Genomic DNA, 15,514 nt, shown 5'->3' with positions numbered 1-15,514 from the left:
CGCCGCACTCTGGCCTCGTGCTGTGCCCCTTATGCCACACCCGGATGCACGCGGACTTTCGGGCACCACACCCCGGACATGACCTCCCGCCCCGCCTTGATATTACCGAAGAGCGAACGTGGTAATATTGCCGATGGACAAGCCGAATACTTTTCGCGATTGAGGAGAGACAGCGCGCCCGATCCTTCAAGGATGCCTTGCCCCGGCGCGGGCCCCAAGACGAGACGAGTTGAGAGACCGATGAGCACCGAACTTGCCCGCCTCAGCATGAGCCTGCCCGCCGACCTGTTCCGCCAGCTCGACATCATGGTCGAGGAACGCGGCCTGCCCTCGCGCTCGCAGCTGATCGCCGAACTGATCCGCCACTCGCTTGCCAAGCATGAGGCGCGCACCCGTCCCGACGAGATGCTCGCGGGCACGATCACCATTGTCTATCGCGGCGACCGGGGCCGTGTGCGCCAGCAGCTTGCCGAGCGCCAGACCGAGTTCCTCAAGGAAGTCATCTCCTCGCAGCATGTCTTTCTCGAGGATGACCAGTCGCTCGAAGTGCTGCTGGTCCAGGGCCCGGCCGTGCGCCTGGCCGACCTGGCCGACGCGCTGCGCGGCATTCGCGGCGTCAGCCAGCTCGAACTCGTCACGACCACCGCCCTGCTCCCCCCACTGCACGAACAGGACGGCCTGGACGCCGCAACCTCGGCGGTTACCGGGAAAGCGGCGCGAGGCGCCGAAGCGGCCTGAATGCGCACCTTCGCGCAGAGGTAACGATCGCGCGCGAAGAGAAGCCCCGCGGGGCTAAACAGGGGTGCGAAGCCGCAGAAATGCGACCCTGAAGCCGTATCCTGCGCGCGGCATCCCAGGTGACGACCTGTCAGCACTGCCTCCGCGTCGGTATTACACAATCTTCACGAAGTAATACATTTTGGATGGACAAGCCCTTCCAGACGCGCAATGTTGCGCTGCGAAAGGGGACTGATTCATGCTCGCATCCATCCGCAAGGCCGCCGCCCTCGCCGTGACCACCGGAGCGCTCTTCACCGCGTCGTGCTCCGGGCCTGCGGACGCGCCCGAGACCCCGCGCACCGAGTTCAACATCGGCTGGTCGATCTACGCCGGCTGGATGCCCTGGCCCTATGCCCAGCAGGCCGGCATCGTGAAGAAGTGGGCCGACAAGTACGGCATCACGATCAACATCGTGCAGGTGAACGACTACGTCGAATCGGTGAACCAGTACACCGCGGGCAAGCTCGACGGCGTGACGGTCGCCAACATGGACGCGCTCACCATCCCGGCCGCGGGCGGCAAGGACACCAGCGCGATCATCGTGGGCGACTACTCGAACGGCAACGACGGCGTGCTGCTCAAGAACGCATCGGATCTCAAGGCGATCAAGGGCCAGCCGGTCAACCTGGTCGAGCTTTCGGTCTCGCACTACCTGCTCGCCCGCGCGCTCGAATCGGTGAACATGACCTTGCGCGACGTGAACACCATCAACACCGCCGATGCCGACATCGTGGGCGCCTTTGCCAGCCCCGACGTCAAGGCCGCGGTGGCCTGGAACCCGCAGCTCTCCTCGATGAAGGCGCAAGACGGCGCCAACGAGGTCTTCAGTTCGGCCGATATTCCCGGCGAAATCCTCGACCTTCTCGTCGTCGACACCAAGACGCTGAAGGCCAACCCCAAGCTCGGCAAGGCGCTGACCGGCATCTGGTACGAAACGGTCGCGCTGATGCAGCAGCAGAATGCACAGGGCAAGGAGGCGCGCGCGGCGATGGCCAAGCTCGCCGGCGCCAGCCCCGCGCAGTTCGACAGCCAGCTTGCCACCACTCACCTCTACGCCGACCCGGCCGAGGCGGTGAAGGCGACCGACGATGCTGCGCTTGTCACCACCATGACCCGCGTGCGCGACTTCAGCTACGCGCAGGGGCTCTTCGGCGGTGCGCCCTCGGCCGACACCGTGGGCATGTCCTTCCCCGGCGGCAAGACGCTGGGCAATGCGCAGAACGTCACGCTGCGTTTCGACGACAGCTTCATGAAGATGGCGGCCGACAAGAAGCTCTGAGCGGCCGCTTCCCTTCTCTTCTCCCCGAAATATCGAACCTGAGGTGAGGCGCCGCTTATGCGTTGGGTGAATCGCCAGGTCGGCCGGAGCAACCGGATTTTCCTCGGATCGCTACCGATCCTGCTCCTCGTGCTGACCTACCTGTTCCTGGCCGTCCAGCGGCACGAGGCCAACCCGGCCGACAAGATCCTGCCGCTTCCCTCGGCCATGGTCTCGAGCATGTCCGCGCTCATCATGGAGCCGGACAAGCTCTCCGGGCAGTTCATCTTCTGGGCCGACACGCTGGCCAGCCTCCAGCGCCTGGGCATCGGCCTTGGCATCTCGACGCTGATGGCGCTCGCGGTCGGCCTCGTGCTCGGCATCCTGCCGCCTGTGCGCGCCACCTTCGGGCCGCTGGTGACGGGCATCGCGGTGATCCCCCCGATTGCCCTTCTTCCCATCCTCTTCATCGCGCTCGGCCTTGGCGAGACGGCCAAGGTGGCGCTGATCGTGGTGGGCATTGCGCCGGTCATGATCCGCGACGTTGCCGCCCACGTCCAGGCGCTCCCGCGCGAGCTCATCATCAAGGCCCAGACGCTGGGCGCAAGCAGCTGGCAGGTCATGATCCGCGTCGCGCTGCCCCAGGCCATGCCCCGCCTGATCCAGGCGATCCGCCTGGCGCTGGGCCCGGCCTGGGTGTTCCTGATCTCGGCCGAGGCGATCGCGTCGGATGTCGGGCTTGGCTACCGCATCTTCCTGGTCCGCCGCTATCTCTCGATGGACGTGATCCTGCCCTACGTCGCCTGGATCGCGCTCCTCGCCATCGCCATCGACTTCGTTCTCGTCACGATCAGCAAGCGCGGCTTTGCCTGGGCCCATGGAGACGACCATTGAGCAGCCTTCTCAGCCTCCGCAACGTCTGGGTCGAGTATGGGGACAAGGTCATCATCGAGAACCTCAGCCTCGACATCGAGGAAGGGTCCTTCGTTTCGGTGGTCGGCCCCTCGGGCGCAGGCAAGAGCAGCTTCCTGCGCCTGATCCTGGGCCAGGAAGGTCCCAGCCGCGGGAAGATCCTGCTCGACGGCACCCCGCTGCCGCCCGAATGCGGGCCTGACCGGGGCGTCGTCTTCCAGCGCTATTCCACCTTCCCGCACCTGACCGCGCTGCGCAACGTCATGTTCGGGCACGAATGCGACGGCGCGCCCTTTTCCGCCCGCCTGTTCGGTTCGGCGAGGCGCCAGGCCCGCGAGGAAGCCGCCGAGATGCTGGCCGCGGTGGGGCTGGGCGCCAATCTCGACAGCTACCCGGCCGAGATGTCGGGCGGCATGCAGCAGCGCCTCGCGATTGCCCAGGCGCTCATCAAGCGTCCGCGCATCCTGCTTCTAGATGAGCCGCTCGGCGCGCTCGATCCGGGCATCCGCGCGGACATGCACGAGCTCATCTCGCGGCTGTGGCGCGACTATGCGCTGACCATCGTCATGGTCACCCACGACATCCGCGAGGCCTTCACCCTGGGGACCCGTGTGCTCACGCTCGACAAGCGCCGCCACGACCCCCAGGCGCCGCACCGTTACGGCGCGACGGTGGTCTACGACCTGCCGCTCGACAAGGAGAATGCGCAGGTCACCTACCACGCCGAGCGTATTACTATTGACGAAGTTCGTAATAACTGAGAGACCAGAGGCATGAGCTCCGAATCCGCTTCCCTTGCCCGTCTCAGCATGAGCTTGCCCGCCGAACTGTTCCGGCAGCTCGACGTGATGGTGGCGGAACGGGCCCTGCCCTCGCGCTCGCAGCTGATCGCCGAACTGATCCGCCAGGCCCTGGCCGAGCACGAATCGCTGTTCCGTCCCGACGAGATGCTCGCGGGCACGATCACCATGGTCTACCGCGGCGAGCGCGGGCGCATGCGCCACCAGCTCTTCCGCACCCAGTCCGGCTTCCTGAAGGAGATCATCTCCTCGCAGCACATCTTCCTCGAACACGACCGCTCGCTGGAAGTGCTCCTGGTGCAGGGCCCCTACGCCCGCCTCAAGGAGCTGTGCGACGCGATCCGCCGCCTGCGCGGCCTTCAGCAGCTCGAACTGGTGACCACCACCTCGCTTCTGCCGCCGCTCCACAAGCAGGACCGCGGCGCCCCCGACACGCCCCCTCACATTCCCGGAGCGCATCCATGACACAGACCCTGGAAAATCCCCTGGCCGCGCGCGACCATGCCCGCAGCATGGAAGGCACCGTGGTGGAAAGCATGCCCGTGCTGCCGCCGGTGGCCGACGATCTTCCCGCCGGCATTTCGCCCAGCGACCTTGTCTGGGAAGAGACCATCGCGGCGGGCGGCTATGCCACGCGGCGCCTGGCGCGCGGCGCGCGCCTGCGTCTCGTCGATCTCAAGGGGGATGCCTGCGCTTCGCTCCTGATCTTCAACGCCGAGATGCCCAGCGAACGTCTCAACGTCGCAGACACGGTGAAGGTCCAGTGGAACGCCTACCTGGAGAAGGGCCGCCTGCTCCTCTCCGACATGGGCCGCGTGCTGATGAGCCTGGTCGAGGACGAGGCCGAGACGCACGACTGCTTCTGCGGTGTCTCCAACGCGAAGCTGAGCGCGGCGAAGTACGGCAAGGGCCAGGAGCCCGCCCCCTACTTCTCCAACGGCCGCGACCGCTTCCTGAACGGGGTGGCCAAACATGGCCTGGGCCCGCGCGACGTGCACCCGTGCGTCAACCTGTTCAAGGGCGTGCGGGTTGAGGACGACGGGGTCATCACCCCCCTCACCGGCCCCTTCGATGCCGGGCGCAGCGTGATCCTGCGCGCGGAAATGGACGTGATCGTGGTGATCGCCAACTGCCCCCACGTGATGGACCCGCGCGAGGAATGGTCGTGCACTCCCCTTCGCGCGACCGCCTGGCGCGGGCCCATCACCCCCGAGGACGATGCGGTGCGCAACGCCACGCCGGAAGGCCGCCGCGCCTTCCTCAATGTCGAAGACTACTTCCGTCGCTGAAAGGACCAAGTGCCATGACCGCTGATCCCTACCTGGCCGATCTTTCCGGCGCCGTTGTCCACGACGAGACCGTTCCCGCGCGCAGCCCCTGGCTGCACCACATCAAGGCGGGCGAGACGCTGCGCATCGTCGACCTGGAGGGCAACCAGGCCGTCGACTTCCTGCTCTATTCCGAGGCCGACGACGCCGAGCGCTACAGCGCGCAGGACACCGTTTCGGCGCAGGGCAACCTGTTCCTGCGCGAGGGCACCGTGCTGCGCTCGAACGAGGGCAACCCGATGATGACCATCGCGGGCACCTCGGTCGCTTACCACGACACCATCGGCGGCGCGTGCTCGTGCGAATCGAACACGCTGCGCTACGGCCACCACACCAAGGCCCAGCACGCCTGCGTCGAGAACTTCCTCAACGCCAACCTCACCGAGGGGCGCACCAAGCGCGACATCGTCTCGAACATCAACTTCTTCATGAATGTTCCGGTCGAGGCGGACGGGTCGCTGGGCATCGTCGATGGCATCTCGGCGCCGGGCCTTACCGTCGATCTCAAGGCCGAGATGGACGTCATCGTTGTCGTCTCGAACTGCCCGCAGATCAACAACCCCTGCAACGGCTTCAACCCGAGCCCCGTCCGGATGATCGTGACCGCATGACCTTCGACACCGTCCTGATCGCCAACAGGGGCGCGATCGCAACCCGCATCATCCGTACCCTGCGCCGCATGGGCCTGCGCTCGGTGGCGGTCTACTCCAAGGCCGACGAGGGCTCGCTCCACGTCTCCGAGGCCGACGTCGCGGTCTGCATCGGCGAGGCCAAGCCCTCCGAGAGCTACCTCGACATCGCAGCGATCATTGCGGCGGCCAGGGAAACCGGCGCGGGGGCCATCCACCCGGGCTACGGCTTCCTTTCCGAGAACCTCGAGTTCGCGCAGGCCTGCGCCGATGCGGGGATCGTCTTCGTGGGCCCGACGCCCGAGAACATCTCGACCTTCGGCCTCAAGCACTCTGCCCGCGCGCTCGCCGCCGCGCACGACGTGCCCCTGGCGCCCGGCACCGACCTCCTCACCGACGAGGAAGAGGCCGTCGCGGCCGCCGCCAGGATCGGCTACCCGATCATGCTCAAGGCCACCGCAGGCGGCGGCGGCATCGGCATGCGCGTGTGCGAGAACGAAGGTGACGTGCGCGAGGGCTTCGCCTCGGTCAAGCGCCAGGGCCAGGCGAGCTTTGGCGATGCGGGCGTGTTCCTTGAAAGCTACATCCGCCGCGCGCGCCACATCGAGGTCCAGCTCTTCGGCGATGGCGAAGGCAAGGTCGTCGCCCTGGGTGAGCGCGACTGCTCGCTCCAGCGCCGCAACCAGAAGGTGGTCGAGGAAAGCCCCGCCCCCTGCCTTCCCCAAGCCGTGCGCGAGGAACTCATTGCCTCGGCCATTCGCCTGGGCGAAGCGGCCAACTACCGCTCGGCGGGCACCGTGGAATTCCTCTACGATGCCGACAAGGAGCAGTTCTTCTTCCTGGAAATGAACACGCGCCTCCAGGTCGAGCATGGCGTAACCGAGGAAGTCTTCGGCATCGACCTTGTCGAATGGATGATCCGCGGCGGCGCGGGCGACTACGCCTTCCTGTCCGAAGATCACGGCGCGCCCCGGGGCCACGCGGTCCAGCTGCGCATCTACGCCGAGGACCCCTCGCTCGACTACCGCCCGACCACGGGCATCCTCACCAACGTGGAATTCCCCGAGGACATCCGCGTCGAGACCTGGGTCGCGGGCGGCAGCGAGATCACCGCCTGGTACGATCCCATGCTCGCCAAGCTGATCGTCCACGCGCCCACCCGCGAGGAAGCTATCGCGGCCGTGCAGAAGGTTGCCGACACGGCGCGTATCGACGGTATCGAGACCAACCTGCGCTGGCTGCGCGATGTCACCCGCTGCGAGGAATTCACCAGCGGCGCGGTCTCCACCCGCGTCCTCGACACCATTTCCTACCAGCCCACCGGATTTCGCGTCGTTGCAGGCGGCACGGCGACGACCGTGCAGGACTGGCCGGGCCGCCAGAAGTACTGGGCGGTCGGCGTACCCCCTTCGGGTCCGATGGACGACCAGTCGTTCCGCCTCGGCAACCGCCTGCTCGGCAATCCCGAAGGCACCGAGGGCCTGGAGATCACCGTCACCGGCCCGACGCTCGCTTTCACGGCCCCTGCCCGCATCTGCCTGATGGGCGCGGACTTCGGCGCCCGGCTCGACGACCAGCCGGTCGCGCGCGGCACCGTGCTCGAGATTGCAGCCGGCCAGACTCTCTCGATGGGCCGGGCGACCGGCGGCGGCATGCGCGGCTACATCCTCTTTGCGGGCGGCCTCGATGTCGCGCCGTACCTGGGCAGCTGCTCGACCTTCGAGCTCGGCCAGTTCGGCGGCCCCGCCGCGCGCCGCCTGCTGGCAGGTGACACGCTGCACCTGGGCGGCAAGCCCACGGGGACGGCGCTCCCCACGCCCGAGATCCCCGAAGTTTCGACCGAGTGGACGCTGCGCGTCCTCTACGGCCCCCACGGCGCGCCGGACTTCTTCACCGACGATGACATCGGCACGCTCGTCTCGGCGAGCTGGCAGGTCCACTACAACTCCAACCGCACCGGCGTGCGCCTCGTCGGCCCCAAGCCGCAGTGGGCACGCACCGACGGCGGCGAGGCGGGCCTGCACCCCTCCAACATCCACGACAACGCCTACGCCATCGGCGCGGTCGACTTCACCGGCGACATGCCGATCATCCTGGGCCCCGATGGCCCGTCGCTGGGCGGCTTCGTGTGCCCCTTCGTGGTGATCGCGGCGGACTTGTGGAAGGTCGGCCAGCTCACCGCAGGCGACAAGGTGCGCTTCGTGCCGGTGACCATGGACGACGCCGACGTGGCCCACGCCGCGCAGCGCGCCTTCCTCGAAAGCGGCACCCCCGTACCGGCGACGCCGCACCGCGATGTTGCCGACCTTGACCCGATCCTCGCCCAGCTGCCCGAAGGCCCGGGCCGTCCGCGCACGGTCTACCGCCAGCAGGGCGACCGCAACATCCTCATCGAGTACGGCGACATTGTCCTCGACGTGGAGCTGCGCATCCGCGTCCACGCGCTAATGGCCGAACTGGAGAAGATGGCGCTGCCCGGCGTGATCGACATCGTGCCCGGCATCCGCTCGCTGCAATTCCACTTCGATGGCGAAGTGCTGCGCCAGAAGGACGCGCTGGACGCCCTCATCTCCGCCGAAGAGCGCCTGGGCGATCTGGAAGACTTCACCGTTCCCTCTCGCGTTGTCCACCTGCCCTTGAGCTGGCGCGACCCGGCCACTCTCGAGACGATCGAGAAGTACATGTCGATCGTGCGCGACGATGCGCCCTGGTGCCCCGACAACATCGAGTTCATCCGCCGCGTCAACGGGCTTCCCGATGCCGATGCGGTCAACAACATCGTGTTCGACGCCAACTACATCGTGCTGGGTCTGGGCGACGTCTACCTCGGCGCGCCAGTGGCGACCCCGATGGACCCGCGCCACCGCCTCGTCACCACCAAGTACAACCCGGCGCGCACCTGGACACCGCCCAACGTCGTGGGCATCGGCGGCGCCTACATGTGCATCTACGGCATGGAAGGTCCGGGCGGCTACCAGCTCTTCGGGCGCACGATCCAGGTCTGGAACACCTACCGCCAGACCGACGCCTTCACAGACGGCAAGCCCTGGCTGCTGCGCTTCTTCGACCAGATCCGCTTCTATCCGGTAAGCCCGGACGAGCTGATGGAATGGCGCCGCGAGTTTCCCAACGGGCGCCGCTCGATCCAGATCGAGGAGAGCGAGTTCCGTCTGGCCGACTACCGCAAGTTCCTTGCGGACAACGCGGAATCGATCGGGGAATTCCAGGCCACCCGCCAGGCCGCGTTCGACGAGGAACGCGCCGAATGGCACCGTAACGGCGAATTCGACCGTGTGGCTGAGGCCGAGGACGTTGAAGACCTCGAACCCGTCGCCGTTGACGTGCCCGAAGGTGCCGACCTCATCGAGGCGCCCTATGGCGGCGTTGTCGCCCAGCTTCTCGTCTCGCCCGGCGACATCGTGAAGGCGGGCGACCGTATCGCGGTGGTCGAGGCGATGAAGATGGAAGCCCCTGTCGAGAGCCCGGGATCGGGCACGATCTCGGCGATCTACATGGAAGAGGGCAAGTCGTTGCAGCCCGGCTCGCCGATGCTCGCCCTGTCGAGGACCGCATGATGGACCTGAGCCGCCGCAGCGCTGCGGACATTGCCGCCCGTGTCAACGCGGGCACCCTCACCGCCCTTGCCGTTGCCGAGGAAACGCTCGCGCGGGCCGAGAGCTACGACGCGATCCAGCCCCAGATCTGGATCAGCCGCGCCGCGCCCGAGGTCGTACTGGCTGAGGCCCGCGCGGTAGATGCGCGCGTGGCGGCGGGCGAGAGCCTGCCACTTGCGGGCGTGCCCTTCGCGGTGAAGGACAACATCGATGCGGCCGGGCTCCAGACCACCGCCGCCTGCCCCGCCTTCGCCTACGCGCCCGACGAGGACGCCACCGTGGTCGCGCGGCTGCGCGAGGCGGGCGCCATCCTCATCGGCAAGACCAACCTCGACCAGTTCGCCACCGGCCTTGTCGGCACGCGCAGCCCCTACGGCATCCCGCGCAACGCCTATAACCAGGCTTACGTCAGCGGCGGGTCCAGTTCGGGCTCCTCGGTCGTGGTCGCGGCGGGCATCGTGCCCTTTGCGCTGGGCACCGATACGGCGGGGTCGGGCCGCGTTCCCGCCGCCTTCAACCACCTCATCGGCTTCAAGCCCACCAAGGGCCGCTGGAGCACCAAGGGGCTGGTCCCGGCCTGCCGCACCATCGACTGCATCACCGTCTTCACCGACGATACCGCCGACGCGCGCCTTGTCGACGGCGTGATCGCGGGCTTCGATGTCGCCGATCCCTACTCCAAGCCGCTGGCCGACGCGCCGCTTGCGCCCAAAGTCATCGGCGTGCCGCGCAAGGATCAGCGCCAGTTCTTCGGCGATGCCGCAGCCGAAACCTTCTACGAACAGGCTCTCGAGGTGCTGGGCCGCGAGGCCAGGATCGTCGAGATCGACTACGCCCCGCTTCAGGAAGCTGCGCTCCTCCTCTACGGCGGGCCGTGGGTTGCCGAGCGTACTGCGGCCATCGAAAGCCTGCTGACGAGCGATCCCGAGGCGATCGACCCGGTCGTGCGCGAGGTGGTGGAACCGGGCCTGAAGATCGGCGCGGTCGAGCTCTTCAACGGCATCTACCGCATGGCTGAGCTGAAGCGCCACGCCGACCTTCTCTGGGAGGAGGTCGACATGCTCGCCTTCCCCACCACCGGCACCACCTACCGTGTGGCCGAGCTGGCCAAAGCGCCCGTCGCGCTCAATTCCAACCTTGGCTACTACACCAACTTCGTGAACCTGCTCGACATGGCCGCGCTCGCGGTCCCGGCCGGAATCCGCGACAACGGCACCGGCTTTGGCGTGACACTGATCGGGCCTGCCGACACCGACCGCGCGCTGCTTGACGTCGCCGATGGCTACCTTGCCGCGCGCAAATCTTCTCCTTTGCCACCGCTTGATCTTGAGGGACGTATGGAAACCGTGAAACTGGCCGTTGTCGGCGCCCACCTGAAGGACATGCCGCTCCACTGGCAGCTGACCTCGCGCAACGCCAAGTTCATCGGCGCCTTCGACACCGCGCCCAGCTACCGCCTCTACGCGCTGGCCAACAGCACGCCCCCCAAGCCCGCGCTCGTCTTCGAGGAAGGCGGCACCAGCCTGCCGGTCGAAGTCTACGAGCTGGGTGCGGCCGAATTCGGCAGCTTCGTCGCCGAAGTGCCCGCCCCGCTTGCCATCGGCACGGTCACGCTGGCCGATGGCTCCAGCGTCAAGGGCTTCGTGTCCGAACCGCGCGCGACGATCGGTGCCACCGACATCACCGCTCTTGGCGGTTGGCGCAACTATATCGCCAGCCTCGGCTGAGACGAGAGCCACGCTTCGGGTCGCACCAGGCACTCTTGCGCACACTACGTTGAATGGGGGACATCGGATGAACAGGTACACGCGCACTCTGGCGGCAGGCGCTGTCGCCGCCATGGTTTCGCTCGCCAGCCCTGCGCTGGCGCAGGATGAGACTGTCGTCCATGTCCCCGACTTCGCCGACTTCCTGGCCGTCGATGGCGACAGCGTCTGGGCCACCAACCGGGGCCGGGTCGAAAAATGGTCGCGCGCGGGCAAGCAGGCGCAGGTCCCGCTCGGGCGCCCGTGTGGCACCATGAGCATCGCGGCCGGTTCGCTGTGGGTGGCCGACTGCGGCGCGGGCACGATCAACCGCATCGATCTTGCCAGCGGCAAGCTCGTCGCCGCGATCTACACCGGCATCGCCAACCAGGCGGGCGAGCTGAACGTCGCCTTCGGCGCAGGCTCGATCTGGGTCGCGAGCAATCCCAACGGACAGGTCGCGCGCATCGACCCCGCCACCAACGCGGTAACCGCGCAAGTCACCGTCGATCCGGGCACCTGGTACCTGGCTTATGGCTTTGATGCCGTGTGGGCCGTCAGCGCCGAGAAGCAGACGCTCCAGCGCATCGATCCGGCCACCAACAAAGTGACCGGAAGCACCCCTCTTGGCACGACACCCGGCTTCCTCGCTGCGGGCGAAGGGGCGGTCTGGGTCCAGGAACAGGGTGACGGCACGCTGGCGCGCGTCGATCCGGCCAGCGTCGAGGTGACCGGCCGGATCAAGGTCGGCGACAACCTCAAGTGGGGCGACATCGACACCGGCGCGGGCAAGGTCTGGCTGCGCACCACCGACGACCAGCGCTTCGTCGTCATCGACGCGGCGACCTCCGAAATCACCGCCCGCATGGGCAAGGCCGCGGGCAGCGGGGCGCTGCGCTACACCCCCGAGGGCGTGTGGACCTCCGCCCACGACGAGCACATCATCACCTGGTGGCCCACCGCCATGCTGCCCGACTGACCAGCGAGACGCGCGCGGATCGATCTGGTCTGCGTACTGCCCCCCGCGCCGCGACATAATCCTGCCCATCCACCAACGGGCTCGCCGCGATCTTTCCGCGTCGGGCCCGTTCGGGCATGTTCGGCAAGGAATTCGCACGGATGGTCGACGTCGCCGTTGTCGCAGGGGTCGAGTTCGACTACGGGCTCTCGCATAGGTCCGGACCCGCCTTCCGTGACACGGCGCCAAGAAAGGCCCGGCGCCACGAAAGGCCCGATGCCACGAAAAGGAAGCCAGCTCGATGTCCGCGCCTTACGCCAGGCAGCCCAGATGGCTTACCACTCTTCGAAACGTGACATTCCCCGGCCAAATTCGCAGTATGAGGCGACAGGTCTGATCGTTCGCGAACGTTCCGGCACCACCGCACTACCACCGCAAGAGTACTCGTAGATGAAAATTGCTGTCTTTGGCCTCGGTTATGTCGGCCTGTCCAATGCCGTCCTGCTCGCGCAGCACAACACGGTCGTGGCCGTCGATATTTCGGCCGAGCGCGTGGAGATGCTCAACGCACGCCAGTCTCCGATCGTGGATGCGGAACTGGAAGAGTTCCTGCACGAGCGCAAGCTCGACCTGCGCGGCACGACCTCTGCCGAAGAGGCGCTCGCCGATGCCGACTATGTCATCATCGCAACGCCAACCAACTACGATGTCGAGACCGACAAATTCGACACCTCCTCGGTGGAAGCGGTCATAGGGCTGGCAACCACCCACGCGCCTGCGGCCACGATCGTCATCAAGTCCACGGTTCCGGTCGGGTATGTGCGGGACGTGCGCCAGCGCATGGACACGCAGCAGGTCATCTTCAGCCCGGAATTCCTGCGCGAAGGCCGCGCCCTCTACGACAACCTGAACCCGTCGCGGATCATCGTGGGCGAACGCTCAGAGCGCGCCCGGATCTTTGCCGACCTGCTGGTGCAAGGTGCCGAGAAGGACGATATCACGGTCCTGTTCACCGACGCCGACGAGGCCGAAGCGATCAAGCTATTCGCGAACACCTATCTTGCAATGCGCGTGGCCTTCTTCAACGAGCTCGACAGCTACGCCATTTCCAGGGGCATCAACACCCGCCAGATCATCGAAGGGGTTGGCCTCGACCCGCGGATCGGCACGCACTACAACAACCCGAGTTTCGGCTACGGCGGCTACTGCCTCCCCAAGGACACCAAGCAGCTGCTCGCGAACTACTCCGAAGTCCCCCAGAACCTGATCCGTGCGATCGTCGATGCCAATCGGACCCGAAAGGACTTTCTGGCCGACCAGATCATCGCCCGCAGACCGAAGAAAGTCGGCGTCTACCGGCTCGTGATGAAGGCCGGTTCCGACAATTTCCGCCAGTCCTCGATCCAGGGAATCATGAAGCGGATCAAGGCCAAGGGTATCGAGGTGGTCATCTACGAACCGGCGATGAGCGAGGAGACCTTCTTCGGCTCGAAGATCATGCGCGATCTCGACGCGTTCAAGCAGGACTGCGACATCATCATCGCCAACCGCCAGACCGATGCCATCCGCGATGTCGCGGACAAGGTCTACACCCGCGATCTGTTCGGCTCCGACTGAACCCGCGCGGGGGATCCCGTCTCGTCAACGCCGCTCTGGCGCGGACACGGCCCGAGCCGTTGGCGAGGCGCTCCAACAGACTTCCTGAACCAAGAGCCCGGGCCTGACCAGGGTCAGATCCTAGGCCACCGCGTCACGCGCGGAGCCGATACGGGCTCCATTCACCAGCAAACGAGCGATGCGCTCGTTGCCCCATGGCGTCCCGATCCGCGCGACGTGCCCGGCGAAATGCCGTTTCATGGTTGCCTTGTGCAAAACCCGATGGTGAACTGCGCTTCACACGGCATGGAGCAATACGGCACTGAACAGCCTCGCTTCCCGCCTCTATGGTGCTGGCACACGATCAGCCGAGCCCCGTTCCGATACTTTCGGGCACGACAAGAGCAGGGAAACCAGAATGAAATACCGGTTCATGGGTACGGCCGCAGCGGCCGCCATCGCCTTTTCGGCCTCGCCCGCCATGGCGCGCGATTGTTCGGACCTTCTCACGCTCGAACTTCCCGGCGTCACCTTCACCAAGGCCGAGGCCCAGGGCAGCGCGCCGATCCCAGCCGACCCGATGAGCGCCATGACCGGAGGCTCGCCGCGCCCCGTGCCCGCAGGGCCGCACTGCCTTGTCGAAGGCCGTATCGGCGACCGTGAGGGCGTGGGCGGGCACTACGCGATCCGCTTCCAGATGCGCCTGCCCGAAAAGTGGAACGGACGCTTCCTGTTCCAGGGCGGTGGCGGCACCGACGGCTTCATCGCGCCCGCCATCGGCGCCATCCCGAGCACCGGCTCGACCGCGACGCCCGCGCTGCAGCGTGGCTATGCGGTCGTCAGCATGGACAGTGGCCACGACAAGCCCAACCTCGATTTCGCGGTCGACCAGCAGGCCGTGCTCGACCTGGCCTACGCCTCGATCGGCAAGGTGAGCGACACCGCCAAGGCGCTTATCCGCGCGCGTTATGGCCGCTCGGCGCAAACCTCCTACTTCATGGGCTGCTCGAACGGCGGGCGCGAGGCGATGCAGGCAGCCATGCGCTTTCCTACCGAATTCGACGGCGTGGTCGCAGGCAATCCCGGCTTCCACCTCAGCCGCGCGGCGCTGGGCTCGGTCTGGGATGTGCGCCAGTTCCAGGCGCTGGCCGGAAAGGGCGCGTTCTACGATGCGCTCACCCAGTCGGACCTCGATCTCGTCTCGAGCGCGGTTCTCAAGCAGTGCGACGAACTCGACGGCGTGAAGGACGGCATTGTCGCGGCCTTCGGCAAGTGCCACTTCGCCCCCAAGGTGCTGCGCGGCAAGCTGAGCCAGGCCAAGCTCGACACACTGAACGCGGTCATGGGCGGCCCTAAGGACGCACAGGGCAACGCCGTCTACAGCACCTGGCCCTGGGACCCGGGCATCAACAGCGCGGGCTGGCGCGCGTGGAAGCTGGGCAGCGATCAGCGCCCGGCCATGCACCTCTCGCTTTCGGTCCCCTCGACTGAAAATCTCTTCCTCACCCCGCCCCACGAAATCGGCACGCACCCGGACTACGGCCAGCTGGCACGCGAAGTGGCGCAGGTGGGCGGTTATTTCGATGCCGACGAAACCCGCCTCTCCACCTTCGTCCAGCGTGGCGGCAAGATGGTGATCTTCCAGGGCGCAGCCGATCCGATCTTCTCGGCCGACGACATCGCGCGCTGGTACGGTGAGGCCGCGGCGCAGAACGGCGATGACTTCGCGCGCCTGTTCGTGGTGCCGGGCATGACCCACTGCGGCGGTGGCCCCGCCTTCGAGGACTTCGACCCGCTCACCGTCCTGGAAAGCTGGTCCCAGACGGGAGAGGCGCCGCTCTCGATGCCCGCCAAGGCACCGACGATGCCCGGACGCGAGATGCCGATCTGCGCC

Annotated in this window: 12 protein-coding genes; all 12 read left to right on the top strand. The window is 66.8% G+C overall.

Annotated elements, in window-relative coordinates; all coding sequences use genetic code 11:
• Positions 1-240: 240 nt before the first annotated feature.
• Entirely contained in the window at positions 241-738 is a 498-nt protein-coding gene (locus MBENS4_RS10665) for a CopG family ribbon-helix-helix protein (RefSeq protein ID WP_039390666.1), read from the top strand.
• 238 nt (positions 739-976) lie between these two features.
• Positions 977-2,059, top strand: a complete 1,083-nt coding sequence (locus MBENS4_RS10660) for a putative urea ABC transporter substrate-binding protein (RefSeq protein WP_039390664.1) — start codon at positions 977-979, stop codon at positions 2,057-2,059.
• A gap of 57 nt (positions 2,060-2,116) precedes the next feature.
• Positions 2,117-2,932: an ABC transporter permease gene (locus MBENS4_RS10655; RefSeq protein WP_039390662.1), complete on the top strand. Its 816-nt coding sequence runs from the start codon at positions 2,117-2,119 to the stop codon at positions 2,930-2,932.
• Entirely contained in the window at positions 2,929-3,711 is a 783-nt protein-coding gene (locus MBENS4_RS10650) for an ABC transporter ATP-binding protein (protein ID WP_039390661.1), read from the top strand. The genes MBENS4_RS10655 and MBENS4_RS10650 overlap by 4 nt, the downstream gene beginning before the upstream one ends.
• A 12-nt stretch (positions 3,712-3,723) precedes the next feature.
• Entirely contained in the window at positions 3,724-4,215 is a 492-nt protein-coding gene (locus tag MBENS4_RS10645; protein WP_039390659.1) for a CopG family ribbon-helix-helix protein, read from the top strand.
• Positions 4,212-5,039 carry an urea amidolyase associated protein UAAP1 gene (locus MBENS4_RS10640; protein ID WP_039390657.1) on the top strand — a complete coding sequence of 276 codons (828 nt, stop codon included), beginning with the start codon at positions 4,212-4,214 and terminating at the stop codon, positions 5,037-5,039. The genes MBENS4_RS10645 and MBENS4_RS10640 overlap by 4 nt, the downstream gene beginning before the upstream one ends.
• Positions 5,040-5,053: 14 nt before the next feature.
• Positions 5,054-5,689 (top strand): urea amidolyase associated protein UAAP2, encoded by a 636-nt coding sequence (locus tag MBENS4_RS10635; RefSeq protein WP_039390656.1) that lies wholly within the window; start codon positions 5,054-5,056, stop codon positions 5,687-5,689.
• Entirely contained in the window at positions 5,686-9,282 is a 3,597-nt protein-coding gene (uca, locus tag MBENS4_RS10630; RefSeq protein ID WP_039390655.1) for an urea carboxylase, read from the top strand. The genes MBENS4_RS10635 and uca overlap by 4 nt, the downstream gene beginning before the upstream one ends.
• Positions 9,279-11,048, top strand: a complete 1,770-nt coding sequence (atzF, locus tag MBENS4_RS10625; RefSeq protein WP_039390647.1) for an allophanate hydrolase — start codon at positions 9,279-9,281, stop codon at positions 11,046-11,048. The genes uca and atzF overlap by 4 nt, the downstream gene beginning before the upstream one ends.
• A 67-nt stretch (positions 11,049-11,115) precedes the next feature.
• Positions 11,116-12,045 (top strand): Vgb family protein, encoded by a 930-nt coding sequence (locus tag MBENS4_RS10620; protein WP_039390645.1) that lies wholly within the window; start codon positions 11,116-11,118, stop codon positions 12,043-12,045.
• A gap of 429 nt (positions 12,046-12,474) precedes the next feature.
• Entirely contained in the window at positions 12,475-13,641 is a 1,167-nt protein-coding gene (locus MBENS4_RS10615; protein ID WP_039390643.1) for a nucleotide sugar dehydrogenase, read from the top strand.
• Positions 13,642-14,038: 397 nt separating this feature from the next.
• Positions 14,039-15,514, top strand: a 1,476-nt coding sequence (locus MBENS4_RS10610) for a tannase/feruloyl esterase family alpha/beta hydrolase (protein WP_039390641.1), incomplete at its 3' end; no start/stop codon positions are given.

Origin of the sequence: Novosphingobium sp. MBES04, from assembly GCF_000813185.1 — a bacterium.
Taxonomy (GTDB): domain Bacteria; phylum Pseudomonadota; class Alphaproteobacteria; order Sphingomonadales; family Sphingomonadaceae; genus Novosphingobium; species Novosphingobium decolorationis.
Note: the sequence above shows the minus strand (reverse complement) of the source record. Positions and strands in the feature narration are given on the sequence as shown.

Excerpts from the sequence above, each read along its gene's own strand:
- MBENS4_RS10665 (WP_039390666.1), top strand. The coding sequence starts at position 241 with ATGAGCACCGAACTTGCCCGCCTCAGCATGAGCCTGCCCGCCGACCTG.
- MBENS4_RS10660 (WP_039390664.1), top strand. The coding sequence starts at position 977 with ATGCTCGCATCCATCCGCAAGGCCGCCGCCCTCGCCGTGACCACCGGA.
- MBENS4_RS10655 (WP_039390662.1), top strand. The coding sequence starts at position 2,117 with ATGCGTTGGGTGAATCGCCAGGTCGGCCGGAGCAACCGGATTTTCCTC.
- MBENS4_RS10645 (WP_039390659.1), top strand. The coding sequence starts at position 3,724 with ATGAGCTCCGAATCCGCTTCCCTTGCCCGTCTCAGCATGAGCTTGCCC.
- MBENS4_RS10640 (WP_039390657.1), top strand. The coding sequence starts at position 4,212 with ATGACACAGACCCTGGAAAATCCCCTGGCCGCGCGCGACCATGCCCGC.
- MBENS4_RS10635 (WP_039390656.1), top strand. The coding sequence starts at position 5,054 with ATGACCGCTGATCCCTACCTGGCCGATCTTTCCGGCGCCGTTGTCCAC.
- uca (WP_039390655.1), top strand. The coding sequence starts at position 5,686 with ATGACCTTCGACACCGTCCTGATCGCCAACAGGGGCGCGATCGCAACC.
- atzF (WP_039390647.1), top strand. The coding sequence starts at position 9,279 with ATGATGGACCTGAGCCGCCGCAGCGCTGCGGACATTGCCGCCCGTGTC.
- MBENS4_RS10620 (WP_039390645.1), top strand. The coding sequence starts at position 11,116 with ATGAACAGGTACACGCGCACTCTGGCGGCAGGCGCTGTCGCCGCCATG.
- MBENS4_RS10615 (WP_039390643.1), top strand. The coding sequence starts at position 12,475 with ATGAAAATTGCTGTCTTTGGCCTCGGTTATGTCGGCCTGTCCAATGCC.